At 57.8% G+C, this 24537-nt stretch carries 21 protein-coding genes; 9 read left to right on the top strand and 12 right to left on the bottom strand.

Annotation, left to right across the window (positions count from 1 at the left end; genetic code table 11):
• Positions 1-14: 14 nt before the first annotated feature.
• The 3 genes from ACP15F_RS05225 (at position 15) to ACP15F_RS05215 (ending at position 1247) form a co-directional block, all read left to right on the top strand.
• Positions 15-368 carry a rhodanese-like domain-containing protein gene (locus ACP15F_RS05225; RefSeq protein WP_424939767.1) on the top strand — a complete coding sequence of 118 codons (354 nt, stop codon included), beginning with the start codon at positions 15-17 and terminating at the stop codon, positions 366-368.
• A gap of 104 nt (positions 369-472) precedes the next feature.
• Positions 473-829 carry an ArsR/SmtB family transcription factor gene (locus ACP15F_RS05220; protein ID WP_424939766.1) on the top strand — a complete coding sequence of 119 codons (357 nt, stop codon included), beginning with the start codon at positions 473-475 and terminating at the stop codon, positions 827-829.
• Positions 822-1247, top strand: a complete 426-nt coding sequence (locus tag ACP15F_RS05215) for an SRPBCC family protein (protein WP_424939765.1) — start codon at positions 822-824, stop codon at positions 1245-1247. Before ACP15F_RS05220 ends, ACP15F_RS05215 begins: the two co-directional genes overlap by 8 nt.
• 415 nt (positions 1248-1662) lie before the next feature.
• On the opposite strand, the gene lpdA is transcribed toward ACP15F_RS05215, so the two are convergent.
• The 5 genes from lpdA to ACP15F_RS05190 all read right to left on the bottom strand — a co-directional run bounded on the left by lpdA (position 1663) and on the right by ACP15F_RS05190 (position 9966).
• Positions 1663-3057 carry a dihydrolipoyl dehydrogenase gene (gene lpdA, locus ACP15F_RS05210; RefSeq protein ID WP_424939764.1) on the bottom strand — a complete coding sequence of 465 codons (1395 nt, stop codon included), beginning with the start codon at positions 3055-3057 and terminating at the stop codon, positions 1663-1665.
• A gap of 111 nt (positions 3058-3168) precedes the next feature.
• Positions 3169-3753, bottom strand: coding sequence for a DUF924 family protein (locus tag ACP15F_RS05205; protein ID WP_424939763.1), 585 nt, complete (start codon positions 3751-3753; stop codon positions 3169-3171).
• 55 nt (positions 3754-3808) lie between these two features.
• Complete coding sequence (locus ACP15F_RS05200) at positions 3809-5068, bottom strand: MFS transporter (protein WP_424939762.1); 1260 nt, start codon at positions 5066-5068, stop codon at positions 3809-3811.
• A 92-nt stretch (positions 5069-5160) separates the two neighbouring features.
• Positions 5161-6234, bottom strand: coding sequence for a tRNA preQ1(34) S-adenosylmethionine ribosyltransferase-isomerase QueA (queA, locus tag ACP15F_RS05195; RefSeq protein ID WP_424939761.1), 1074 nt, complete (start codon positions 6232-6234; stop codon positions 5161-5163).
• A 36-nt stretch (positions 6235-6270) separates the two neighbouring features.
• Positions 6271-9966: an AsmA-like C-terminal region-containing protein gene (locus ACP15F_RS05190; protein ID WP_424939760.1), complete on the bottom strand. Its 3696-nt coding sequence runs from the start codon at positions 9964-9966 to the stop codon at positions 6271-6273.
• 213 nt (positions 9967-10179) lie between these two features.
• On the opposite strand from ACP15F_RS05190, the gene bcp reads away from it, so the two are divergent.
• The 4 genes from bcp to ACP15F_RS05170 all read left to right on the top strand — a co-directional run bounded on the left by bcp (position 10180) and on the right by ACP15F_RS05170 (position 13625).
• On the top strand, positions 10180-10665 hold the full coding sequence (gene bcp, locus ACP15F_RS05185) for a thioredoxin-dependent thiol peroxidase (RefSeq protein ID WP_424939759.1): 486 nt from the start codon (positions 10180-10182) through the stop codon (positions 10663-10665).
• Positions 10662-11534 carry a ferritin-like domain-containing protein gene (locus ACP15F_RS05180; protein ID WP_424939758.1) on the top strand — a complete coding sequence of 291 codons (873 nt, stop codon included), beginning with the start codon at positions 10662-10664 and terminating at the stop codon, positions 11532-11534. The genes bcp and ACP15F_RS05180 overlap by 4 nt, the downstream gene beginning before the upstream one ends.
• Positions 11535-11800: 266 nt before the next feature.
• Positions 11801-13120 carry a DUF5930 domain-containing protein gene (locus ACP15F_RS05175; RefSeq protein ID WP_424939757.1) on the top strand — a complete coding sequence of 440 codons (1320 nt, stop codon included), beginning with the start codon at positions 11801-11803 and terminating at the stop codon, positions 13118-13120.
• The gene (locus ACP15F_RS05170; RefSeq protein WP_424939756.1) at positions 13110-13625 is read left to right on the top strand and encodes a bactofilin family protein; all 516 of its coding nucleotides are present in this window, start codon (positions 13110-13112) and stop codon (positions 13623-13625) included. The genes ACP15F_RS05175 and ACP15F_RS05170 overlap by 11 nt, the downstream gene beginning before the upstream one ends.
• A 76-nt stretch (positions 13626-13701) precedes the next feature.
• Here the strand turns inward: ACP15F_RS05170 and ACP15F_RS05165 are convergent, their stop codons facing one another.
• On the bottom strand, positions 13702-14490 hold the full coding sequence (locus tag ACP15F_RS05165; RefSeq protein WP_424939755.1) for a DUF2189 domain-containing protein: 789 nt from the start codon (positions 14488-14490) through the stop codon (positions 13702-13704).
• A 327-nt stretch (positions 14491-14817) separates the two neighbouring features.
• Here ACP15F_RS05165 and ACP15F_RS05160 point away from each other — a divergent pair, with 327 nt between their 5' ends.
• The gene (locus tag ACP15F_RS05160; protein WP_424940947.1) at positions 14818-15558 is read left to right on the top strand and encodes a lytic murein transglycosylase; all 741 of its coding nucleotides are present in this window, start codon (positions 14818-14820) and stop codon (positions 15556-15558) included.
• Positions 15559-15623: 65 nt separating this feature from the next.
• Here ACP15F_RS05160 and prfB read toward each other — a convergent pair whose 3' ends face one another.
• From prfB to ACP15F_RS05130, 6 genes are all read right to left on the bottom strand, one after another.
• On the bottom strand, positions 15624-16751 hold the full coding sequence (gene prfB / locus ACP15F_RS05155; RefSeq protein ID WP_424939754.1) for a peptide chain release factor 2: 1128 nt from the start codon (positions 16749-16751) through the stop codon (positions 15624-15626).
• A gap of 160 nt (positions 16752-16911) precedes the next feature.
• Positions 16912-18021, bottom strand: coding sequence for an ABC transporter ATP-binding protein (locus tag ACP15F_RS05150; protein ID WP_424939753.1), 1110 nt, complete (start codon positions 18019-18021; stop codon positions 16912-16914).
• Between the two features lie 2 nt (positions 18022-18023).
• Positions 18024-19658 carry an alpha-amylase family glycosyl hydrolase gene (locus ACP15F_RS05145; protein WP_424939752.1) on the bottom strand — a complete coding sequence of 545 codons (1635 nt, stop codon included), beginning with the start codon at positions 19656-19658 and terminating at the stop codon, positions 18024-18026.
• Between the two features lie 3 nt (positions 19659-19661).
• A complete protein-coding gene (locus ACP15F_RS05140) occupies positions 19662-20798 on the bottom strand; it encodes a carbohydrate ABC transporter permease (protein ID WP_424940946.1) in 1137 nt (378 codons plus the stop codon).
• Complete coding sequence (locus ACP15F_RS05135; RefSeq protein WP_424939751.1) at positions 20795-21790, bottom strand: carbohydrate ABC transporter permease; 996 nt, start codon at positions 21788-21790, stop codon at positions 20795-20797. Before ACP15F_RS05135 ends, ACP15F_RS05140 begins: the two co-directional genes overlap by 4 nt.
• 86 nt (positions 21791-21876) lie before the next feature.
• On the bottom strand, positions 21877-23229 hold the full coding sequence (locus ACP15F_RS05130; protein ID WP_424939750.1) for an ABC transporter substrate-binding protein: 1353 nt from the start codon (positions 23227-23229) through the stop codon (positions 21877-21879).
• Positions 23230-23492: 263 nt separating this feature from the next.
• On the opposite strand from ACP15F_RS05130, the gene ACP15F_RS05125 reads away from it, so the two are divergent.
• Positions 23493-24518: a substrate-binding domain-containing protein gene (locus ACP15F_RS05125; protein ID WP_424940945.1), complete on the top strand. Its 1026-nt coding sequence runs from the start codon at positions 23493-23495 to the stop codon at positions 24516-24518.
• Positions 24519-24537 lie beyond the last annotated feature (19 nt).

Here is a 24537-nt window from a genome sequence, read left to right as displayed (position 1 = left end):
AATAGGAGCAAGACATGTTTGGTTTCATGATGGGCGGGGCAAAAATGGACCCGCGCGAGGCGGTCGCAAAAGTCACTGCAGGCGAGATCAACCTGATTGACGTACGTGACCATGGCGAAGTGCAGATGACTGGCAGAGCCAAAGGGGCCGTTGTGGTGCCTTTGTCTGTGATGCCATTTCAGTGTGACCCAAAGGGGCCAGACTTTAATAAGGACATCGACACCTCTAAACCTGTTGCACTCTATTGTGCTTCCGGCGCCCGCTCGGCCCAAGGCGCACAAGTATTGAAACGCTTGGGCTTCGACGAGGTGTATAACATCGGGGGTCTGGGCCACTGGCATCAAGCCGGCGGAGAAATCACCCGCTAACGTCCCTGCCCTACAAAGAATTAGGAACCGCGTCGGCTTTGCCTGCGCGGTTTTTCTTTGCGCTGTTATTCATTCACCCTTTTGGTTGACTGACCCGCCTTCCCATGTTATTCATCTTTATGGTTGAACGACAAAACACCGATCGCCTTGCTGCGGTTTTTAAAGCTTCTGCTGATCCCACGCGCCGGTCCATCCTGACACTGCTCGCGCAGGAAGGGCCGCTTCGGATCACGGATATTGCCGCACGTTTTGACATCAGTCTGAACGCGGTCTCGAAGCACATTAAAGTGCTGGAGACTGCGGGGCTGGTTACGCGGCGCACCGACTGGCGCGAACACCTGATCGAGGTCCGGATGGAACCTCTTTCACTTGTCGATCAATGGTTTAACGAACTCCGGTCGATCTGGGCACTGCGCCTGGACGCCCTCGAAGCTGCCTTGAAGGAGGACGACAATGACTGAACTTTCCCTAGAGATTACCCGCCACATTCCCCACCCGCCCGAACGCGTGTTCGACGCGTGGTTGGACCCAAAAATGTTAGCAAAATTCATGGTGCCCGGCCCCGGCGTCACCATTCCCGAAGCCAAGGTTGACGCAAAGGTCGGCGGAGAATTTCTGATCGTGATGCGCGTGCCCGAGGCAGGTGATCTGCCCCACACGGGCGAATACCGCGTGATTGACCGCGCCAATCAACTGGCCTTCACCTGGATATCGCACAACAGTGCAGAGGATTCGGTGGTCACGCTTGATTTCACGCCAAAAGATGGCGGCACAGACCTGACCCTGCGCCATGTGCGCTTCCCGACAGAACAAAGCCTTCAGGACCACACGGGCGGCTGGACCCGTATTCTGGAAACGTTGAAAAAAGCGTTCAGCTGATCAAGCACACATGATAAAAACCGGAGGCGAATTGGGCCTACTCGCTTCCGGATGTCACCATTTCATCCCGCAAATAAATCGCTCGAAATGGAACCGGAACTCCCCCGAACATTACACTTAGGGAAATCAAAAACGCTGCCAAACCCCATCGAAATCGCTGGGTGTGATTCAAGCGACACGTCGTCAAGAGCGCACGAGCTGCAATCTCATCACAGTCAAAAACCATGACCCGCGCGCCACCCATAGCCACAGCTTGATGCCCCATGGTCTCATGAAGGAAGCCTCCATGAAGAAAAACCGGAACATCAGCCGCATCGAATGCTGATCGCACCAAGGCGATATCGGCAACCCCATACACCCAACCGATGTGAGTCAACTGCGTCATTTCAGCAAAGCAGCAAGCAACAACACTACGTCACATGTGAATGACGCGATCATATGCGTCCAACACAGCCTCGTGCATACTTTCCGAGATCGTCGGGTGCGGGAAGACCGTGTGCATCAGCTCTTCCTCGGTGGTTTCCAACGTCTTGCCGACCACATAGCCTTGGATCATCTCGGTCACTTCTGGACCGACCATGTGGGCGCCCAAAAGCTCGCCAGTCTTGGCGTCGAAGATGGTTTTGATCATGCCTTCGGGGTCGCCCATTGCGATGGCTTTACCGTTGCCAATGAACGGGAAGCGGCCGACTTTAATGTCATAACCCTGCTCTTTCGCCTTGGCTTCCGACAGACCAACGCTGGCCACCTGCGGGTGGCAATAGGTACAGCCGGGGATGCTTTCCGGCTTCACGGGATGGGCGTGCAGGCCAGCGATTAGCTCGGCCACCATCACACCTTCATGGCTGGCTTTGTGGGCAAGCCACGGGGCGCCAGCGATGTCACCAATGGCATAGAGCCCATCGACTCCGGTGCGGCAATGGGCGTCGGTCACAACATGGGTGCGGTCAATCTTCACGCCGAGCGCTTCCAGACCCAAACCTTCCACGTTGCCGACAATGCCGACAGCCGAGATGACGGTGTCGAACTCTTGTTCTTCAACCTTACCGCCCACTTCGATATGGGCAGTGACTTTGCCTTTCGCACGGTCCAGCTGTTTGACCATGGCTTTCTCCATGATCTTCATGCCTTGCTTCACGAAAGACTTCTTGGCGAAGGCCGAGATCTCGGCATCTTCAACAGGCAGCACGCGATCCATCACTTCGACCACGGTGGTGTCTGCGCCCAACGTATTGAAGAAACTTGCAAATTCGATGCCAATCGCGCCCGAGCCGATGACCAGAAGTTTCTTCGGCATACGCGGCGGGTTCAGGGCGTGTTTGTAGGTCCAGACCAGATCGCCGTCAGCCTCAAGGCCCGGAAGTTCACGGGCACGCGCGCCGGTTGCAAGAACGATGTTCTTCGCGGTCAGCTCCTCGGTACCTTTCTCGGTTTTAACCGAAACCTTGCCCTTGGCGGGGATCGTTGCCTCACCCATCACCACGGTGACTTTGTTCTTCTTCATCAGGTGACCAATGCCACCTGACAGCTGTGCCGCAACGCCACGCGAGCGCTTCACGATGGCGGGCAGGTCATAGTCGATCTTACCGGCAGACAGGCCAAATTCTTTGGCGCGGTGCATCAGGTGGAACACCTCGGCCGAGCGCAGAAGTGCCTTGGTCGGGATACAGCCCCAGTTCAGGCAGATCCCGCCCAAATGCTCACGTTCGATGATCGCCACGTTCTGGCCCAGTTGAGCCGCCCGAATGGCTGCAACATAACCGCCCGGCCCTGCGCCGATCACGATCGTATCAAAACTCTTCCCAGCCATCGGTGGCTCCTCCTCATCCAAGATAGTTTGGCATTAAACTATTTTGTTCAACGGATCAATTACCTCAGCGAAACCCTGCTATTCGCCCAGCGAAACCCGGAAAACTATCCCCTAACTCTGCCCCTCTTGCAGCTCGTGAAGGATGTGGCCATAGCCGCCATTGCTTATGAAATCAGTCTCTTCTTGACGGCTTTCGCGCCCAAGCGCCTGATTTCGATAGGGAAACCTTCCAAAACGGCGAATGATCTCGCGGTGTACGCGGGCGTGAAGCGTGTCCCCTTCCCCACGCGGATCAGACATTCGGTCTTGCATTAGATCGATGCATCGGTCCTGCATCGCCATCTCTTCGCTGTGCATGAAGGGCATGTAAAAGAATTGTCGTGTGGGCAGGTCAACCTGCAAATCCAGTCCATTTTCAATCGCACGCTCTGCACAGGCCAAGGCCGCCGCATCCGTCGCAAAGGACCGCGCATCGCCGCGAAACATGTTACGTGGAAACTGGTCGGTCAGGATCAGAAACCCCAACGCGCCTTCAGCGCTGTCCTGCCAATGATCCAATCCGCCAGCTAGCGCGGTTTCCCAACTGGGCAAAAACCGGTCACGGATTTTGCCGTCGAGCTCCTCGGAGCCGTTATACCAGCCTTCGGGTCCGGTATCGTCGACCCAGAAGCGGATGATATCCTGTGCAGTGGTCATGGCGTCCTCCCTCTGACCACCCTAGCGGGCGGGAAGAACACTGCAAGCCCTGCGATCAGCTCTCTTCTTCTTCGTTGGCTTCCGCCTCGTCCGCCCAGAACTCTTGCGCCATGTCGACCGCGACCGGAGACGTCGCGGGTGCCATGGTCATGAATGCACCGGTATCGGCAGGTGCAGGTGCAGACCGCTGCGTAGACCGCCACAGGCCATAGGCCAGAAGGGCCAGAAGCAAGACCGCCATGTAGGACCAGAAGCCGCTTGGACCAAATACCCCCATAACCCAGCCTGAAATAATCGGCCCGGCAATCGCGCCGATCCCGTTGATAAAGATCAGGCCAGCGGATGCCGCCGGCATGTCATCCGGTTCAAGGAAGTCATTCACATAGGCCAGAAGCAACGCATAAAGCGGGTTCGTCATGCCGCCCATTACGAAAGCCGCTACCAGAAGGACCGAATAGTTAGCCGACAACACCACCGGTAGGAACCCCGCCACGGCCGCAACGGCCGTTACGATCAGGATCAGGATGCGGCGATCCATTCGGTCTGAAATCCAGCCGATCGGATACTGAAGCACCAGCCCGCCGATATAGAAGGTCGACACAAAGCCCGAGATCTGCGCGACGCTCAGACCCGCTTGCTGACCAAAGACCGAGGCCATGCCAAACTGTGCAGCGAAGACGCCGCCAAGAAGGAAAAAGCCAACACAGCCTAACGGGGAAATCACGTAAAGCTCGCGCAGGCTCAGACCTTTGGTGGTTTCAAAAGCGGGCGTCGGGTTGATCGACAGAAGAATCGGGGCAAACGCAATCGACACCAGTACCGAAGGAATAATGAACAAGATGAAGTCTTGTGGGTCGCCGATCACCAGCAACCCCTGAGCGGCAATAATGCCCACCATCTGGACGAACATGTACAGCGACAGGGCTTTGCCACGGTTTTCATTGTCCGCCGCGTTGTTCAGCCAGCTTTCCGCCGTGACATAAACGCCCGAGAAACAGAAACCGACCACGACCCGCAGAAGGGTCCAGGCAATCGGATCGGTCATCGCCGGATACAGAATCAAAACGGCCGAGATGAAGGATCCAAGGGCCGCAAAGACTCGCACATGTCCGACCCTGCGGATCATCACCGGAGCCATACGTGATCCGAACAGGAAGCCCGCAAAATAACCGGACATGACCAAGGACAGCTCGAAGGTCGAAAAACCTTCAAGCCCACCACGAATGCCCAACAACGTGCCCTGCACGCCGTTACCAACCATTAAAAGCATGACGCCCAACAATAGCGCCCAAGAGCTTGCCAGAACCTGAAGCATGGAACCCTCCGCCAGTCCGAGAGGTTCAGTGTATCCGTGCGACCCAACTCAAGATCGCGTTTTCGCGACCTTGCAGCGTCGTGTTCCGGCTTTTACGCGCCCCTGTCTGCACCTTGCGGCAGCAGAAGCGAACTGTCGCCGTAGGAAAAGAAGCGATATTTTTCGGCGATGGCATGTGCATAGACATCGCGCATCCGATCCGTGCCCATCAGCGCCGAGACCAGCATCATCAGCGTAGATTTCGGAAGGTGGAAGTTGGTCATCAACCCGTCTGCGACCCGGAACGCGAAGCCCGGCGTGATGAAAATGTCGGTCTCGCCCGTCCAAGGGGCGATCTGCCCCTTCGCCACGGCCGCGCTTTCAATCAGGCGCAGCGCGGTGGTACCAACTGGAATCACACGCCCGCCTGCGGCGAGGGTTGCGTTGATCTCGTCCGCTGCGCTTTGACTGACCTCGCCCCATTCGGCATGCATCTTGTGCTTCGAGACATCATCGACCTTCACTGGCAGGAAGGTCCCCGCCCCCACATGAAGCGTGACATGGGTCAGGTCGACGCCCGTGGCTTCAATCCGGGACAGAAGGTCCGTGTCGAAATGCAGCGACGCCGTCGGCGCGGCAACGGCTCCGGAAATACGCGCAAAGACAGTCTGATAGTCTTCGTTGTCCTGCGCATCCGCTGCGCGCTTGGCAGCGATGTAAGGCGGTAAGGGCATTTTGCCCGCCTCGGCTATCGCGGCATCGAACGCGTCGCCTTCCAGATTGAAACGCAGCGCTGCTTGATCGTCGTCTCGCCCGAGAAACTCGGCAGTCAGCGCATCCGAGAACGCAATCACGTCGCCCTCTTTCAGTTTGCGCAGAGGTTTGGCCATGGCGTGCCATTGCCCTTGGCCATCGGGGGACAAAAGGGTGACCTCGATATTTGCAATACCTTCACCGGGGGCCTGCCCCGGACGGGTGCGCGTGCCAAACAGACGACCGGGGATCACCTTGGTGTCGTTCAGGATCAGCCGATCCCCGGGGCGCAACCACTCGGTCAGGTCACCAACATGGGCGTCCGTCAGGCGGTCTGGGGTTGCAACCAACAAGCGGCTGGCCGAGCGCGGTCGCACCGGGCGGGTCGCAATCAGATCTTCGGGCAGATCAAAGTCAAAATCACTTAGCTTCATGGCCGCGCACATAGGTCCGATCCGTCAAAAGGTCAATCATTGCGGCCGTGGCGGAGGCTCACGCCGGAAAATGTCGCGAAAGAAACCCGGCGTGAAGACTGAAAGCGGATTGACCGAAACTTGAGGCGACGTCGCCGTCCCGCCCAGCTGATAGTTAAACCCGACTAGCCCTTCACCCTTGCGCGCGAAGATACGGCCCGCCGAATTCACAGCATAGAAAGGCGAGATCACGCCCTGCATCTGCAGCCGCTCCGATCCAAGGTAATAGTATCCGTCCATCGAAATCCCCATTGAATGACCCGATGCAGCACTTTCATAAATCGTGACCTTTTCAGGATCCAACCGGAACCGAGCATCGACATCGGTAAACGGAATCCCCTGCCCGCCCAGTTGCTGCAACAGCCCGATGACCGAGATAGCGGATAGGAGTTCCGCCATTGCCGGCGCGTTGTGGACGTCGATGTTGTTGGTGATGGTCAGGCTGCCCTCGTAAACGCCTTTGCCGCCAGCCGGCGTCAAAACCAATTCCATCTCGCCGCCTCTGGCGGATTTGAACAGACCCGCTTCACGCATGACAGCGCCCGCGTCGCCGGCTTTGATGCGGAACGCGGTCCCGTTGCGCTGAGGGGCGGCGACCCCACTGATCACAGGCTTGCCCGAGACGCGGCCTTCGAACCGGCCTGACAGACCCGCACCCTTGCTTGTCAAATTAGCTTCGAACGGGCTCAGAACGATCCCTTCCGAAACCGTCAACCGATCGAGCTTCAGATCGATCGGACTTTCACCTTGTGATCCGCCGCTGCCCTTCCCTGAACCGAAGGTTGCACCGCGCAAGTCAATGGTGCCGCCGTTGACGGTCACAGCTACCGGGACACCAGCCCCACGTCCGGTCAGCGTGACCTGAGCGTCCAGCCACCCACCCAGCTTCACCCGATCGAACACGGCGGCATTCAAGCCCCCTTCCGGGTTTACGCTGATCTGCCCCGCCGCCGATAAGCCCGGAGCCGTCAGCGCCAGTTGGTCGATCCTTGGCACGTCGCCAAGGTCTGCGGTCAGTGTGATCTGCCCGCTCGAGCCCTTGGATTTTGACCACCCCAGGGGCGGGATCGACAGACCTACACCGTTAAGATCCCCCTCAAGCGTCAAGCGCGGAGCGGTATCTTTAGCCAGCACGATCTTATACTGACCGCGCCCTTCGCCTTGGACCGTCCCAGCAGGCAGACCAACCTTGAACACATCAAGCATCTTGGCGTTCAGCGGGAAACTCCCTGCGACTGTGGATTGTTCCGCGGCTTTTCCAGCTGAAAATGGCAGTTTCCAGATGCCCGAGACAGGAAGGCCCGACAGGGTTCCCTGCCCCTCAAGGCTAAGCGCGGCATCATCAAAGCGCATCGTCGCTTTGGGCAGTTTCAACACATGGCCGGGAACAATTTTACCGCTTTCGATACTTCGAAGATCGGCGACCAAGTCATATTGCACTGCATCGCGCGGGGGCTTGGGCTGCATCAATATATCAATTCGCCCGCGAACGGTCGCGCGCCCGGTGGCCAAATCCGGCCCCATTTTACCGTCACTGGCGCGGAACACGCGGAACGGTTTGGCATCCAGCAAGTGAAGCGCCGCCGTCATCGGACCGGACACAGACAGTGCGACCTCGGCCGGAACCGGAGGAACAGGCACAGTTGGATCGGCGCCTGCCGGACGTGGCTTACCCATCTGCGGAATGGTAAACTGTGTTCCAGACACATCCAACACCCCCGCGACGCGCCCGTCGCGATCCTGCGGACGCACCACGCCCCGATCCGCCACTACGGACAGGCGGCGGCCCTCGATCACAAGACGCCCATCCGCGTTTTCAATCGGCTGCATGTCCTTCACGGCACGTATCGTCATATCCTGATAGGATGCGGTCAGATTCAGCTGCGCAGGGGCGTCCCCGTGTTTGCGCCAGGCAACCGCAACATCATGGAACTGACCACCCGTTACGTTTTTGCGAATCCAGTCGCGCACTTTCGCGCTTTGGGCTTCCGGCCACAGGGCAACAACCTGTTCCGGTGTTATTTTCTCGGCGCGACTATCAAAACCCAGAGACCAACCATCGCTGCCAGCCGATATCCGCCCCGCGCCAGCAATCTGGCGTTCTTCATGCGTGACATAGGCCTGCCCAATGGCAACTTCAAAGGGGTCCAGTCGCAGCCGGAAATCTGCTCCACCCTGTCCCAGCATGACCGTTTCCTCGAACAGCTCGGACGGATTGACTTCGGCCTCTGACAGTTGGATTTGGCCGATCAGTTCGGTCGGCCAGCCCCCCGTCCACCCACGAAGATAGGCATGCCCTGCGGCATTCGCCTGAACCCAATCAGACGACAACGACATTTCCGAGAAATCCATACGTTCCCGTTCCGGGTCATAGTCGATCTCGACCCGGCCGCCGTTGAACCGCACTGGTTTGGCCCCGGCGTCTGGTGAAATCGCGCCAGCTCCAAACTCCATAAAACCGGCCAGATCCGAAATCACCCCGTCATCATCCATGGTGGTCAGAAGCTCGCCCGAGATCGGGGCGTCCACGATCCCAAGGAAGGTCAGAAGCGGCGACTGGGCGGCGATATCCGCCGACAGCGCGTTTTTGAAGCGCGCGGTGAACTCTGCGGCAGACGAAGTCTTGGCGCTGCGAAACTCAAGCACAGTCTCGGCCAACGTTTCGGTCTGGTTGAAGACGTCAAAAGTCACCGCCATGCTGACATGCTCGGCGTCTTGCGTGATGACAAGCGCCCCATCTGTCACCTGCCAAATCCGACCGGTACGCGCATCTTCAAGGGTAATTGTCAGTCCATCCGCGCGGATTTCGTCAGTATGCGACAGCGCCCCATCGGCAAAGACCTGATCGATACCGTCAAGCACCGTCGCGAAATCGCCGCTGGCTCCAACCCCCTGGCCAAAGCTAAGCGCAAACGCCCCGTCCGCCTGTCTACGCACGGTTATCTGCGCTCCGGAAAGCTCAAGCGCTGCAGGCTCCAACCGTCCAGACAGAACCGGCAAAACAAAGACCGAGCCTTCGACCGCGTTCAGACGCCCAATTTCCAATCCAGTCTCGTCTCGTATGCCCAGATCAACCAATCGCAAACGGGGGCGTCCATTCGATGCAACGCCGAGTTCGATCCGGGACAGTGACAGGCCAACCGCATCAGATTGTGCGTTCAGCTGATCTTCGACCTTCTGGGCCACCCAGTCCGGTACGGCTACGACACGTCCTGTTACAGACATCGAGATCAACACCAAGAACAAGGCCACCGCGCCGAACAGAAAAACGGTCCAGACGCCCATGCGTCTTTTCAACTTTCGACGCGACTTGCGGGATGGGATGGCCGGAGCGGCCGATGCCGCGTCAGCCTTGGGCACGTCACGAGAAGGGACCACGTCGAGACTTGCGGCTTCGGATGTTGCGGTCTCGGAGCGACGCAGTTTTGGGAATCGCCGCGTGCGAGTGGACAGGTCATCGGTATCGGGCTTAACCAGATTTTCGATCCTGCGCGGTTTGCGAAGGCGCAATAGCGCTTGTTCGACCAGCCCACGCAGAGGCAACCGGCGCGCGCTGGCGGCAAGCACCGCGGCCTCGGCCTGTTCAATGGTCATTTCATCAGGCGCATCATTGTCCTGTGACGCCAGTTTCGGCGCACCGCCTTTCGGTGGCACGCCAGTCAGGTCATCTTCTGGCGTTTTGTCACTGGTCATTCTGCCTGTCGGACCGGCCTTGCAGCCCCCTGTCTTTTCTATCATTCTGCCCAAAATACCGAGACGGTGAAAGACCTGAATACGGGCCGATGCCCGGTTTTCCCGTCTCTTTGGCAAAATGCCGCCGCGCAAATCGTCTTGATGCCACATTCAGCGTCGCGGGCACATGTTTTGCAACGGCTCTAACGGCGCAACGGAAGGATTTCCAGAACCATGACCCAAACTATGCCTGCAATTGGCGACATCGCGCCGGATTTCACCCTTCCGCAAGATGGCGGGGATGCAATCACACTGTCCAACCTTGTGGGCAAACCCGTCGTACTGTTTTTCTACCCCAAGGACAATACCCCCGGATGCACCACTGAAGCTCTTGATTTCACGGCTCTTCTTCCCGAATTCGAAGCCCTTGGCGTGCAGGTTCTGGGCGTATCGAAAGACAGCCTTAAGAAGCACGAGAACTTCCGTGCGAAACATGCGCTTGGCATACCGCTTTTGTCCGATGCCGAGGACGACGTCTGTGAGCGCTATGGTACATGGGGCGAGAAAAAGAACTATGGCCGCACCTATATGGGTATTACCCGCGCCACGTTTCTGATCGGCGCGGATGGTCGCATCGCCCATGTTTGGAACAAGGTGAAAGTGAAAGACCACGCACAAACCGTTCTGGACGCCGCTCGCGAAGTGGCGGCGGGCGCATGACTGGACTGCCAAAACCCTTGGCCCAGATGGCGGACGATGTTTTGCGCACCGCAGATGGGCGCGAAAAAACCGCTCTGGCAAGAAAATACGCCTCTGCATGGTTTGCGGCGCGTGAGGCAGGTCAGATCACTTCACCTCTGCAAGATCGCGCGGGAATCATTGGCCAAGCCACACCGCCTGACTTTCCGGCGCGCCCCGAAAAGCCCGAGCTGAAAAATCCGCGCGATGTCCCTCGCCGGCGTCCCGGATCGCAAGCAGGGCAGATCGCGCTGCTACACGCGGTCGCACATATCGAACTGAACGCCGTCGACCTGCATTGGGATATCATTGCCCGGTTCACTGACACGCCAATGCCGTTGGGTTTCTATGACGACTGGGTGAAGGCCGCTGACGAAGAAGCCAAGCATTTCAATCTTGTATGCGACTGCCTTGAAGCACTGGACAGCCACTATGGTGCTTTGGCCGCCCATGCAGGAATGTGGCGCGCTGCCGAAGACACGGCGACGGATTTTCTAGGACGGCTTGCTGTTGTGCCCATGGTGCTCGAGGCGCGCGGGTTGGATGTCACGCCCGGCATGATCGACATTTTTCGCAAGGCAGACCTGCCCGACACGGTCGCCGCGCTCGAGGTGATCTATGCCGAGGAAGTTGGCCACGTGGCCTATGGCTCTAAGTGGTTTCATTTCCTCTGCGGGCGTCATGAATTAGATCCGAAGGACACCTTCCACCAGCTTGTGCGCACCTATTTCCACGGCGCGCTAAAACCGCCCTTCAACGAGGAAAAACGTGCCGAAGCCGGCCTGCCACCCGATTTTTACTGGCCACTGGCCGAGGAAACGCCAGACAAACAAAGGGGAACTCCGCGTTGACGCAAAGATTCCCCAAAAAATAGTACGCTTCACGCCCCTCAACACCAGATGTTGTGGGGCGGAAACTTCGGAGCACATCACATCCGTCCCGTTTGCAACAAATCGGCAGAAATTTGCCCGTTTCGCTGCGACAAGCCGATGAATTCCCCAAATTTTCTTGCGTGATCGAGGGCTCCACGCTAAGCACCACGGGTCTGTCGGCACGCCTTCAAGAGCAATCATCCGCCGCAGGCAGGGGACATAGGGACGACACTGGGAATTGCACATTGCATAGCCATCTGATCACCAAGACCAATCATCTGCTCGAGCGGGTCTTCCCCGAGCAGCGCCTTTTCCTGAGATCCGAGGACGGAACGCGATTCATTCGCCTGTCTCCGTTGACGCAAGCGCTTGGCTGGACCGGATCAGCAGCTTTCTTTGCCTGGTCAATCATCGCGACCGCAGTTTTGCTGATGGATTCGATCGGGTCGGGCAACTTGCGTGATCAGGCGCAGCGCGACAAACAGCTTTACGAACAGCGTGTTCAAACCCTGTCCGAGGAACGAGACATTCGCAGCGCCGAAGCCATCGCCGCACAGGAACGGTTCAACTTGGCACTGTCGCAGATCTCGGAGATGCAAAGCGAACTTCTGGCGTCAGAAGAGCGTCGGCGCGAGCTTGAAACCGGAATCGGCGTGATCCAGTCCACCCTGCGCCGCACCATCGGCGAACGCGATCAGGCCAAGGGCAGCTTGGAAGAGGTTCTGGCCGAAGCACGTGAAAACGCTGACAGCGCCACCCCGGGCGCGCCGTCTGCAGCCAGCAATGCAACGCTGGCCTTTATGACGGACGAACTGGCCCGTACCGCCGCCGAACGCGACACGATTGCTGCCAACGCAGCCCAGTCCGAACAATTCGCCCAAGACATGATGTACGAGGCCCGTCTGCGGGAAGAGCGGAATGACCAGATCTTCCGTCAGCTGGAAGACGCGGTGACGATTTCGCTGGAGCCACTGGACAAGATGTTCGCGAAGTCCGGCATGTCGGTCGACAATATTCTGGGTCAGATCCGCCGGGGCTATTCCGGTCAGGGCGGTCCTATGACCCCGCTGATCCTGTCCACCAGCGGCGGAGCCCCGGATGCAGACACAGAACGCGCGAACCGCATTCTGGGCGAGCTTGATCGCATGAACCTGTATCGCATCGCAGCCCAAAAAATGCCCTTTGGCATGCCTGTAAAGTCGGGTTTCCGCTTCACCTCGGGCTTTGGCACCCGCTGGGGTCGCATGCACAATGGCACAGATTTCGCCGCCCCTATCGGAACTCCGGTCTATGCACCGGCGGATGGGGTCGTCATTCACGCCGCTTGGTCTTCGGGCTATGGGCGGCTTATCAAAATCCAACACGAGTTCGGTATCGAAACCCGTTACGCCCATTTGTCGCGCATGAACGTGCGTAAAGGACAAAGGGTCTCGCGCGGGGAGCGAATTGGTGATATTGGAAACAGTGGACGCTCGACCGGGCCGCATCTTCACTATGAAGTGCGCGTGGGCGGACGTCCGATCAACCCCATGATCTATATCAAGGCAGCACGCGATGTTTTCTAAAAGCAGGATCAACGAGCCCGGCCCCAAAGCTGGCGATCAGGACACCAAAGCCGCGGCACCCGCCGCTGACAAGCCGGCCATGCCCCCTAAGGCATCCACACCGCCCGTGCCGTCTTCGACCCCGAAAGCCAAGCCACCCGCATCGACGCTATCGTCTGACATCGTCATCAAAGGCGACGTCAAGTCGACCGGCGACATCATCGTAGAAGGCACCGTGGAAGGCGACATCCGCGCCCACCAGCTGACCGTTGGCGAAGGCGCCACCGTGCGCGGCGAAGTGGTTGGTGACGACGTCGTGATCAACGGCCGCATCATTGGCCGCCTGCGTGGTCTGAAAGTGCGCCTGACCGCCACTGCACGTGTTGAGGGTGACATCATCCACAAGACCATCGCGATCGAAAGCGGCGCGCATTTCGAAGGTTCGGTTCAGCGTCAGGATGACCCGCTGTCCGGCGCATCGAAGAAAATTCCGGCGGCGGCACCTGCCCCTGCTGAAAAGGGCTAAGCCCAAGCATTTTCTTAGTGCCCCAAAGCAAAGGCCGCCCAATGGGCGGCCTTTTTCGTTGCGGGATTCACAGCTTTTAGTCGTCGAAGGCCATGATCTTACGATACAGGTGCCACGTGGCGTGACCCAGAATGGGCAACGCGATGAAAAGGCCAAAGAACAGGGGCAGCATCGCCAGTACCAATAGGGCCGATATCAGCGCGCCCCAAAACAGCATCGGGACAAAGTTCTGCACCACCGACTGAAACGAATAGATCATGGCCGAGATGAAATCCATCTCGCGATCCAGCAGCATCGGCAGGCTGCACACGGTCAGGGCGAAGGCGACAAAGGCCATGACGCCGCCAACCGCACTGCCCACAGCCAGCATTGTAATCCCGTTTGTGTTCAGCAGAGCATCCTGCCAGTTCGATGTGATGTTGGTCATCGGCTGAAGCCCCATGAACAGCATGAACACGATATGCGCCACGAAGATCCAGAACAGAAATCCCATGATCAAGACCATCGCGATGGACGGAAACTGTCGATCTTTCTGGTTGAACACCACGCCAAGGATTTGCGCCCAATCGAGCGGCGCGTCAGTCTCTAGACGACGGCTAACTTCGTACATGCCGACGGCCAAAAAGGGCGCAAGGAACGGGAAGCCAAAGGCGACAGGAATAATCCAGTAACTCTGATCGATCACCTTGAACTCAAGAAACAGAACGATTCCGCCCAGCACGAAAAACAGTGCAAAGAACAGCCCAAAGGCCGGTGCGGTTTTAAAGTCCTGTATTCCTGATTTTAAAGCTGACAGCACATCCGATATGGAAATGGATTGTATACTTGGCGGCGACGAGGCCTCCAAAGGGGTTGCGTCAGACATGTCTCCTCCCTGCACGTGTCTTATTTTTCTTTTCGCGCGTAGATCGAGTGTCGCGGGTCATTGTGCATCCGTCAAGTTGATGAACGCGTTAATCGTGCTGCCCAACACCCTGACGACACCGGAAAATCACCCCGACCCGGCAAGGCGAATGAACAAATGCTTGACCCGGATACCGCGAACGGGCTTTCGTGATATAGGTTTCTATGGCGCGACGGTCCGACCAACGGCCCTTGCGCCACTTCATTGTGTGACAGGGATTTCGATATGCCATTTCTAAAAAAGATCATCGTCATTGGATGCACCATTTGCCTGACATCGGGCGCTGCAATGGCCGCCAAATGCGGGAACACCTCGAACGGATTCGAGGCTTGGAAAGCCAGTTTCGCGAAAGAGGCGCAGAAGGCAGGCGTCGGCAAACGCGGACTTCAGGCATTGGCTGCGGCCAAGTATTCCTCTGCCACGATCAGTGCTGATCGCAATCAAAAGTCCTTCCGCTATTCCCTGTCAAAATTCATGCAAATCCGCGGCTCGGCCACGATTGAAGCACAAGGACGCAATCGGCTGGCTAAGAACCCCAAGTTCTATCAGTCGCTCGAGAAAGCCTATGGCGTCCCGGCGGGAGTTCTGCTGGCTATTCACGGAATGGAAACTGGGTTCGGCGGCTTCATGGGCAACACGCCCGTCGTATCAGCGATTACCACTTTGGCTTTTGATTGCCGCCGCTCAGATTTCTTCAAACCCCACGCCATTGGCGCACTGAAACTGGTGGATCAAGGCACGATCACAGGCAACACGCGCGGTGCAAAACATGGCGAGCTGGGCCACACCCAGTTCCTGCCGGGCAACGCCTATAAATACGGCGTCGATGCCTCGGGCGATGGGCGCGTGGATCTGTACAATCTGGCAGATGCGATGGCGACGACCGCCAATTTCCTGCGCAAAAAGGGCTGGAAGCCGGGTAAAGGCTATCAGCAGGGCGAGCCGAATTTCCGCGTGATCAAGGAATGGAACGCAGCGACTGTGTACCAACAAGCCATCGCGATAATGGCAGCCAAGATCGACGGTTAAGCCCCTAGAAAAACAAAGCCCCGGTCAAAGGCACTGACCGGGGCTTTTGTATTGTGAGGACTGGCTTACTCGTCCGTGTTGGCTTCGGCCCGCGATTTCCCGGCCACATCTTGCGCCAGAACCGAAGCCATGAACGCGTTCAGATCGCCGTCCAACACCCCTTTGGTGTCCGAAGTCTCGTGCCCCGTGCGCAGATCTTTTACCATTTGATAGGGCTGCAGCACATAAGACCGGATCTGGTTACCCCAGCCCGCATCACCCTTGTTTTCATGGGCTTCGTTAATCGCCGCGTTCCGGCGATCCAGCTCCATCTGATACAGACGCGATTTCAGCGCCTTCATGGCGATGTCACGGTTTTGGTGCTGCGACTTGACCGAGCTGGTCGTGACGATCCCGGTGGGAATGTGCGTGATCCGCACAGCCGAGTCCGTGGTGTTCACGTGCTGCCCGCCTGCCCCGGATGATCGGTAAGTATCGATGCGAATGTCCGAGGGGTTCACCTCGATCTCGATATTATCGTCGACCACTGGATAGACCCAGACCGAGCTAAAGGACGTGTGCCGCTTGGCCGCTGAATCGTAGGGCGAAATCCGCACCAACCGGTGCACACCGCTTTCCGATTTCAGCCAGCCATAGGCGTTGTGGCCCGAAATCTTATAGGACGCGGATTTGATGCCCGCCTCTTCGCCCGCGCTTTCGGATTGAAGCTCGACCTTATAGCCCTGCTTTTCGGCCCAACGGACATACATCCGCGCCAGCATCGACGCCCAGTCGCAGCTTTCTGTGCCGCCCGCGCCAGAGTTAATTTCGAGGAAAGTATCGTTGCTGTCCGCCTCGCCATTCAGAAGCGCTTCCAGCTCGGCGGCGGCGGCCTTGTCGACCAGCGCCTTCAGCGCTGCTTCGGCGTCCGCGACCACCTCTTCATCGTCTTCCATCTCGCCAAGTTCGATCAGGTCAGTATTGTCCTGAAGATCCTGCGCCATGGCTTTATAGCTGTTCACACTGTCCAGCAGCGACTGACGCTCGCGCATCAGTTTTTGGGCCCGGTCGGGATCGTTCCACAGGTCCGGGTCTTCAGTCATCGCATTGAATTCCTCAAGACGATGTTCAGCCGTATCCCAACCGATCCGCTGCCGCAAAAGCGCCAGAGATTTTTCGATTGCATCAACGTTGTTCTGAGCCTCTGCCCGCATGGGTTCGTTCCCTGTCCGAAATCTCGTCCCTCGCAATATCAATCAGGACGCCGATGAGCAAGCGCGGATGGGTGCCCTTCGCCGCATAAGAAAGGGGCGCAGAGCAGTTGCCCCTGCGCCCCATAGCCATGTGAGTGGTTTGGGAGAGGATGGCCAACCCTCACGTCTGCATGGTCAGCCCATCAGCAAAAATCTGAAGTTTCGACGGATCCGCAGTCAGGCGGACACGCTGTCCTTTCAACTCGGCATGGATGCCGGGCAGTTTGGCAATCAGGTGGATCTGATTGGCGCTGTCCGCGCCCTCGCCCACCGACATTTTGGCAGGAATATACAAAAGCGAAACTTCGCCCAAGGCTTCCACGATCTCGACCTCGCCTTCGAAGATCGCATCCGCTTCTGCCAGCACGAAATCCTCGGGGCGTACGCCCAGATTGACCGTGCGACCCATGTCCGCGTCGGTCGACGAAATCTCGGTCATGGCGATGCCACCGGCATCCAGTGTCACTTGTGTCTGCGCTCCGGTGGCGGTGATTTTGCCGGGCAGCAGGTTCATCGCTGGCGAGCCGATGAACTGCGCCACGAACTCGGTTCGCGGACGTTCATAAAGCTCAAGCGGGCTGCCCACCTGGGCGATCCCCTTGTTGGCAAGAACAACGATGCGGTCGGCCAGCGTCATTGCTTCGACCTGATCATGGGTCACATAGATCATGGTGCTGTCGGGCATTGCTTCTTTCAGTTGCGCGATCTCGATCCTTGTGGCGACCCGAAGGGCCGCATCAAGGTTCGAAAGCGGCTCATCAAACAGATAGACCTTGGGATCGCGTACAATGGCGCGACCGATGGCAACCCGCTGCCGCTGCCCGCCGGACAGAGCTTTCGGCAGGCGGTCCAGATAAGGCTCCAGTTGCAACGCTTTGGCCGCACGATCCACGGCGGCATCGATTTCGGCCTTCGGTTTCTTCGCGATATTTAGCGCAAAGGCCATGTTGTCGCGTACAGTCATATGCGGGTAAAGCGCATAGGATTGGAACACCATCGCAATCCCGCGCTGGCTGGGTGGCACGTCGTTCACCACTTGCCCGTCAATCTCCAAAGTGCCATCGGTGATCTTCTCAAGCCCCGCAATCATGCGCAGAAGCGTTGACTTGCCGCAGCCCGAAGGGCCAACGAAGACGATCAGTTCGCCGGTCTCGATGTCCAGATCAATGTCGTTCAGGACATTGACGTCGCCATAGTTTTTGACAACATCTGTCAGCTTCAGATCGGCCATGGCTACACCTCTTTCTTTTTCATGATCAGCGCGCCCCAGGCTGGGATCTTGACTGAGTCCTCACCAATCAAAACGTGCCACTTCCCTGCTGGACGGTCTGCCGTTATCGGAGTTCCCCCAATGTTGAACTGACACAGGACCCGTTCGTCCCCGAGCTGGCGTTCGAACTGCAAAAGCGGCCCGTCTGCCATGAGATCCAACATCTCGCCTTTGGCGAGCGCTGGATAAGCCCGTCGCAGCGCGATCACATCGCGATAGTGATGGATCAACGCGTCTTCGCGGTTTTCAGCCTGATCGACGGCCAATGGCAAATGATCAGCAGAAACTGGCAACCAGGTGTCGACGTTGGTTGAGAAGCCACCTTGCGCGGCATCTGCCGACCACACCATCGGGGTGCGGCAACCGTCTCGACCTTTGAATTCCGGCCAGAACTCAATGCCATAAGGGTCCTGAAGGTCTTCGAACGCGACCTCGGCCTCGGCCAGTCCCAGCTCTTCGCCCTGATAGATACAGGCCGAACCGCGCAAGGACATCAGAAGGGTGATGAACAAGCGTTGCGCCTGATCGGACAAATCCCAACGTGTTCCGTGGCGTTCGACATCGTGGTTTGAATAGGCCCAGCAGGCCCACCCGTCCGGGGCAACTTCGGCCACTTTATTCATAACCTCGGCCACGCGGGCCGCGTCCGGCTGATCCCCTGACAAAAGCTCGAACGCATAACACATCTGCACCAGATCATCGCCGCGCGTGTATTCTCCCATGATCTCGAGCCCGCGTTGAGCATCGCCCACCTCGCCTACAGCTGCGGCGCCATAGGGCTCCATCACGGCACGTAGTTTGCGCAGGAAATCCAGCGTCTCGGGACGGTTCTTGTCGTAGAGATGTTCTTGGTGGTTATAGGGGTTCACCGCTGGCGCGATGGTGCTGTTACGATCCTCGGGCGCAAGCGGTGGGTTGTCGCGCAGCTGGGCGTCATGGGTGTAGAAATTGATCGTGTCCAGACGGAACCCATCCACCCCACGCTCCAACCAGAACCGTGCTACGTCCAGAAGCGCCTCTTGCACCTCAGGTTCGTGGAAGTTCAGGTCGGGCTGCGAGGTCAGGAAGTTGTGCAGATAATATTGCTGCCGTTTCCCGTTCCACTGCCACGCTGAGCCACCGAAGATCGACAGCCAGTTCGTCGGCGCTGTCCCATCCGGTTTCGGTTCGGCCCAGACATACCAGTTCGCCCGATCATTGGTCCGATCCTGACGGCTGTCCTGAAACCAAGTGTGCTGGTCCGACGTGTGGCTGAGTACCAGATCAATCATCACTTTTAGACCCAGCCCATGCGCGGTGCTGATCAGCTGATCAAACTCGGACAACGACCCGAACATCGGGTCCACATCACAATAATCGGACACATCATAACCGAAATCCTTCATCGGAGACTTGAAGAAGGGGGATATCCAGACGGCATCCACGCCCAACGACGCGATATGCGGCAGACGACGGGTGATCCCGGCCAGATCACCGATCCCGTCTCCATTATCGTCCTGATAGCTACGCGGATAGACCTGATAGATCACCGCGCCACGCCACCAATCGGCGTCTTTGGTTAGGTGTCTCATATCTTGTTGAGAAACGGTTGCGTTCATATCTCAGCCCCCTTTGACTGATCCGGCCAAAAGGCCGCGCACGAGATAGCGTTGTAGTGAGAAGAAAACGAAGATCGGCACTGCGATCGAGACGAAAGCCGAGGCGGCTAGGATCTCCCAATCTCCGCCGCGCGAGCCCAGAAGCTCGACGATACGGCCGGTCATGACCAGCTCATCCTCGCCGGTGCCAAGGAAGACTTTGGCGACCAGAAGGTCGTTCCAGACCCACAGAAATTGGAAGATCGCGAAGGACGCCAGTGCTGGGAAAGACAGTGGCAGTATGATCCGTCGGAAGATTTGGAAATCTGTAGCCCCGTCCACGCGGGCGCTTTCGATGATCTCGCCCGGCAAACCGACCATGTAGTTTCGTAGAAGGAAGACCGCCAAAGGTAATCCGAACCCTGTATGCGCCAGCCAAATGCCCAGATAGCCTTTGCCCAGTCCAACCCCGTTGTGAAGCTTCAATAGCGGAATGAAGGCCACTTGAAGAGGGACCACCAGCAGGCCAACCACCGCGGCGACAAGAAGCGCACGGCCCGGCATCTCCATCCATGCGAGCGCATAGGCGGCAAAGGCCGCGACCAACACCGGGATGATGGTCGCCGGGATGGTTACGGTCAGCGTGTTCATAAGCGACTGCCCCATGCCCTCGGCGAATAACACTTCTCGGTAATTATCCAGCGTAAAGCCCGGTGGTGTTTCGGCACGCACAAACAGGCGTTGGCCGCGGCTGCCACTGGGTTCCTCTGCATATTCAATGCGATAGCGTCCGTCAGCCTGCACCGTGACCTTCTGCCCACGCGCGTGGGTTGCGGTATCGCCAGGCGCAAAAGCCTCGGGCTCTTTCGAGGTGATACCAAAGGCCGTAACGGTGACGCCCTGCCCTTCCAGAACCTGCCCTTCGATGACCCAGATGTCGCCTTCGGGCTTCGCCTCTCCGGGGGCCAAGGCCCGTTCGATCACGTTCTTCTCGGATGCGGACAATGCCGTCCACCAACCCGAGGTCGAAATCGCGTCCCTGTCGCGAAACGAGCTGATCAAAAGCCCAACGGTCGGGATGATCCACAGCAGCACCAACACAGCTGCCGACAGATTGACCGCCCATGTCAGGCGGGATTTGCCCCCTGCCATATCCATCAGCGTGTCTCCTTATGGGCGTTGTAGATGTTCCAGACCATAACCGGCGTGACCAACAGCATGATCACCACCACGATGGCCGAACCGCGTCCAAAATCTGGGGACCCTCGGAACATCCAGTCATACATGAGATTGGCCAACACCTGCGTACCCCATTGGCCGTTGGTCATGGCGAACACGATGTCGAAGACCTTCAGAACTGTGACGGTGATCGTCGTCCACACCACGGCAATGGTGCCCCAGATCTGAGGGATCTTGATCTTGAAGAAGACTTGCAGCGGGCTAGCGCCATCCAGATAGGCGGCCTCGATCGTTTCTTCGCTGATACCTTTCAGGGCTGCCGATAGGATCACCATCGCAAAGCCCGTCTGGATCCAGACCAGAATTGCCATCAGGAAGAAGTTGTTCCAGAACGGCAGAGTGATCCACGCCTGCGGATCGCCGCCGAACATCTCGACCAATGCGTTCAGCAGGCCGATCTGCTCGCCCTGATTGTCGCCACGGTAGTCATAGATGAACTTCCAGATTACCGCCGCGCCGACAAAGCTAATGGCCATGGGCATGAACACAAGACTTTGCGCCGCCTGCTCCCACTTGATCCGATCCGTCAGCCCGGCCGCAACCAGCCCGAAAAAGGTCGAGGCAGCAGGCACGACGAGGAGCCAAAGCAGGTTATTCACAAGGCTTTCGCGGAACTTTTCATCTCCGGCAAGCCATGTGTAGTTGTCCACGCCGACAAAGTCTCCACTACTATCGTGCAGCGACAGGTAAGCAGTCGAAAACACCGGATACAGCAGATAAATCGACAGGATCGCCAGTGCAGGGAAGACGAACAACCAAGGCCGAATGGCATTCGCCCGATTGATGTTGCGCCCGGCATTTCGCCCCTTGGCGGGCAGAAGCCGATCCAGAATGACGTTCGAAAAATAGAAATAGGCGACGCACCCAAAGACACCGATGATGATTGTGGATATCGCGAAGATTGCCTGTTGCATGCCTCCCCCTTCCAACCGAATGGCCACTCGACTTGGACAGCCCCCCGGCGATCGTGCCGCCGAGGGATCGTTTTTTCAGATCCGATTTACTTGATCGAGTCCCAAGTGGATTGGATCGATGCAGCAACCTCGGCAGCATCTTTGCCACCTGCATAGTCAACCATGCCAGTCCAGAAGACACCCGCACCAACAGCGCCTGGCATCAGGTCCGATCCGTCAAAGCGGAACGTGTCTGCGTTCAGCAAGATGTCGTTCATCTTGGCCACAGTCGGGTCCGTGTAGACGCCTGTGTTCACACCTTTATGCGGTGTCAGGAAGCCGGTCTGCGCCATCCAGATTTCATGCGCGATTGGGGATTTCAGGAAGTCCATAAAGGCCTGCGCGCCTTTGCTGTCGGACGTGATCGCCCACACGGTGCCGGCACCCAGTACGGGTTTGCCCAGATCCTTGCCCTCATAAGCCGGGAAATAGAAGAAATCAGCGTCCACGCCCACTTCTGTGCCTTCCGGGAAGAAGCTGGGAATGAAGCTGGCCTGACGGTGCATGTAGCACTGCGGCGGCGAGGCAAACATGCCCTGCGGGCTGTCGCGGAAGTCGGTGGTGGCCACGGCCCCCGCCCCGCCCGAGACATAGGCGTCATTGCGGGCAAACGCGCCGAACTCTTCAATTGCAGCAACCACTTTCGGATCGTCGAATTTCAGGTCGTTTGCAACCCACGCGTCATAGTCGGCGGGCGTCTGCGTGCGCAGCATCATGTCCTCGACCCAGTCGGTCGCCGGCCAACCGGTCGCGCCGCCAGATCCCAGACCGATGCACCACGGCACACTGCCATCTGCCACGATCTGATCTGTCAGCGCCTTCAACTCTTCCATTGTCTGCGGCACGTCATATCCCGCATCCTCGAAGTTTTCGGGCACGTACCAAACCAACGACTTCAGATCGACTTTGTAAAAGAAGCCATAGTGCGCCGGGCTTCCGTCTTTCCCGGCATAAGTTCCCAGATCAACCCAGCTTTGGCCAGCAGCATAGTTTTCACGAACCCAATCCGCCGTTCCATCTGGCAAGGCAGATAGAAAACCTTTCGACGCCAGATCCGCGGCAAGTCCCGGCTGCGGGAAGACCGCAATATTGGGTGCACTGCCTGCCTCGGCATCAATCACGATTTGCTGCTCGAAACTGTCCGAGCCAGAGTATTGAACATCCGCACCAGTGGCCGCTTCGAAGTAGTGGATCACAGTTTCAACCAGATCTTTATCCGGACCAAGCCAAGGCCCAAGGACAGTGATCGTTTCACCCGATAGGTCCATCGACTTCAGCGCGTCGAAGCTTGCCCAAGTAAACGCCCCGTCGCCCGGTGCAAACTTTAGGTGCCCGTCAGCCAACCCGGCACCAGCAGACAAAGCCAGTGCGGCAGCACTTGCGTAAAACACGTTCTTCATAATGTCCTCCCACGACATTTCATCGAGCCCGATGATAATTGGACCGGAACAACCGGCTGCGCCCTGCGGAACTCAAACTCTCCCAAAGCGCTTTGAATACCTCACAGTTACCCGTATTCCGATTCCTGTCAACCGACATGTTAGCGCCACCACTTAATCGCTTTTAGGCCTTTACATCACAGTGGCAGCAAGAATAGCCTAAAGCTCATCAGTCTAGGTTTATGACCAGACCCCCTTACCAAACCGCTTTGGAATTCATCGCTATGACCCTCAAGGAACTCTCTGATCTGCTCGGGCTTTCGCCGACCACGGTCAGCCGTGCTTTGAACGGGTATCCAGAAGTGTCCGAGGCCACACGCAAGAAAGTCGCCGCCGCCGCGCGCGCCCACGGATACGCCCCCAATACCCGTGCCCGCGCATTGGCCACAGGCCGCGCCATGGCCATTGGGCACGTCATTCCGATCAGCGCCAAGCATGAGATGGTGAACCCAATTTTCGCAGATTTCACGGCTGGTGCTGGCGAAATCTATTCGCGTAATGGCTATGACATGCTGATGTCCGTCGTGTCGGATGATGACGAAGAACAAGCCTATCGCAGCTTTGCCACCAAGCGGAATGTAGACGGGCTGATCATCCACGCCCCCAGCCTGAATGACGAACGCATCCCCTTTCTGAACGATCTGGGGCTGCCCTATGTGGTGCATGGGCGCAGCTCGAACGCGACGGCGCCTTATGCATGGGTCGACGTGAACAACACCCGTGCTTTCCAACGAGCGACCGAGCTTTTGCTGGATCTGGGGCATCGGCGGATCGCCCTACTGAACGGGTTAGAGCACATGGATTTTGCTGCACGTCGGCGTGCCGGATATGAAGCGGCTTTGGCTGCGCGCGGCATCGATTCCTATCCGTCCCTTATGTTTTCAAGTGAGATGACCGAGGCGCAGGGCCACGACTTGACCAGAACGCTTCTGGCCCGCCCGGATCGCCCCACCGCAATTCTTGTAAGCTCGATGATCATGGCCATCGGGGTGCGCCGCGGGATCGAGGAATTAGGCCTGACCATGGGGCGCGACGTTTCTTTGATCACCTATGATGACGACCTCAGCTACTTCCGCAATGGGTCCGACATCCCCGTCTACACTGCCACCCGATCTTCCGTACGCGAGGCCGGACGGCGTGCTGCCCAGATGCTCATCGACATTATCAACGGCAAGGATAGCCCTACCGAACTGTTACTTGAAGCTGAACTTACGCTGGGCATGTCCACAGGGCCTGCTCGCCGCGACTAACAACAAATTCTCAACCGAA

Origin of the sequence: Aliiroseovarius sp. S253 (assembly GCF_049800855.1) — a bacterium.
Lineage (GTDB): Bacteria > Pseudomonadota > Alphaproteobacteria > Rhodobacterales > Rhodobacteraceae > Aliiroseovarius.
The sequence above is the reverse complement of the archived record's forward strand: the minus strand, read 5'-3'. Positions and strand labels throughout refer to the sequence as shown.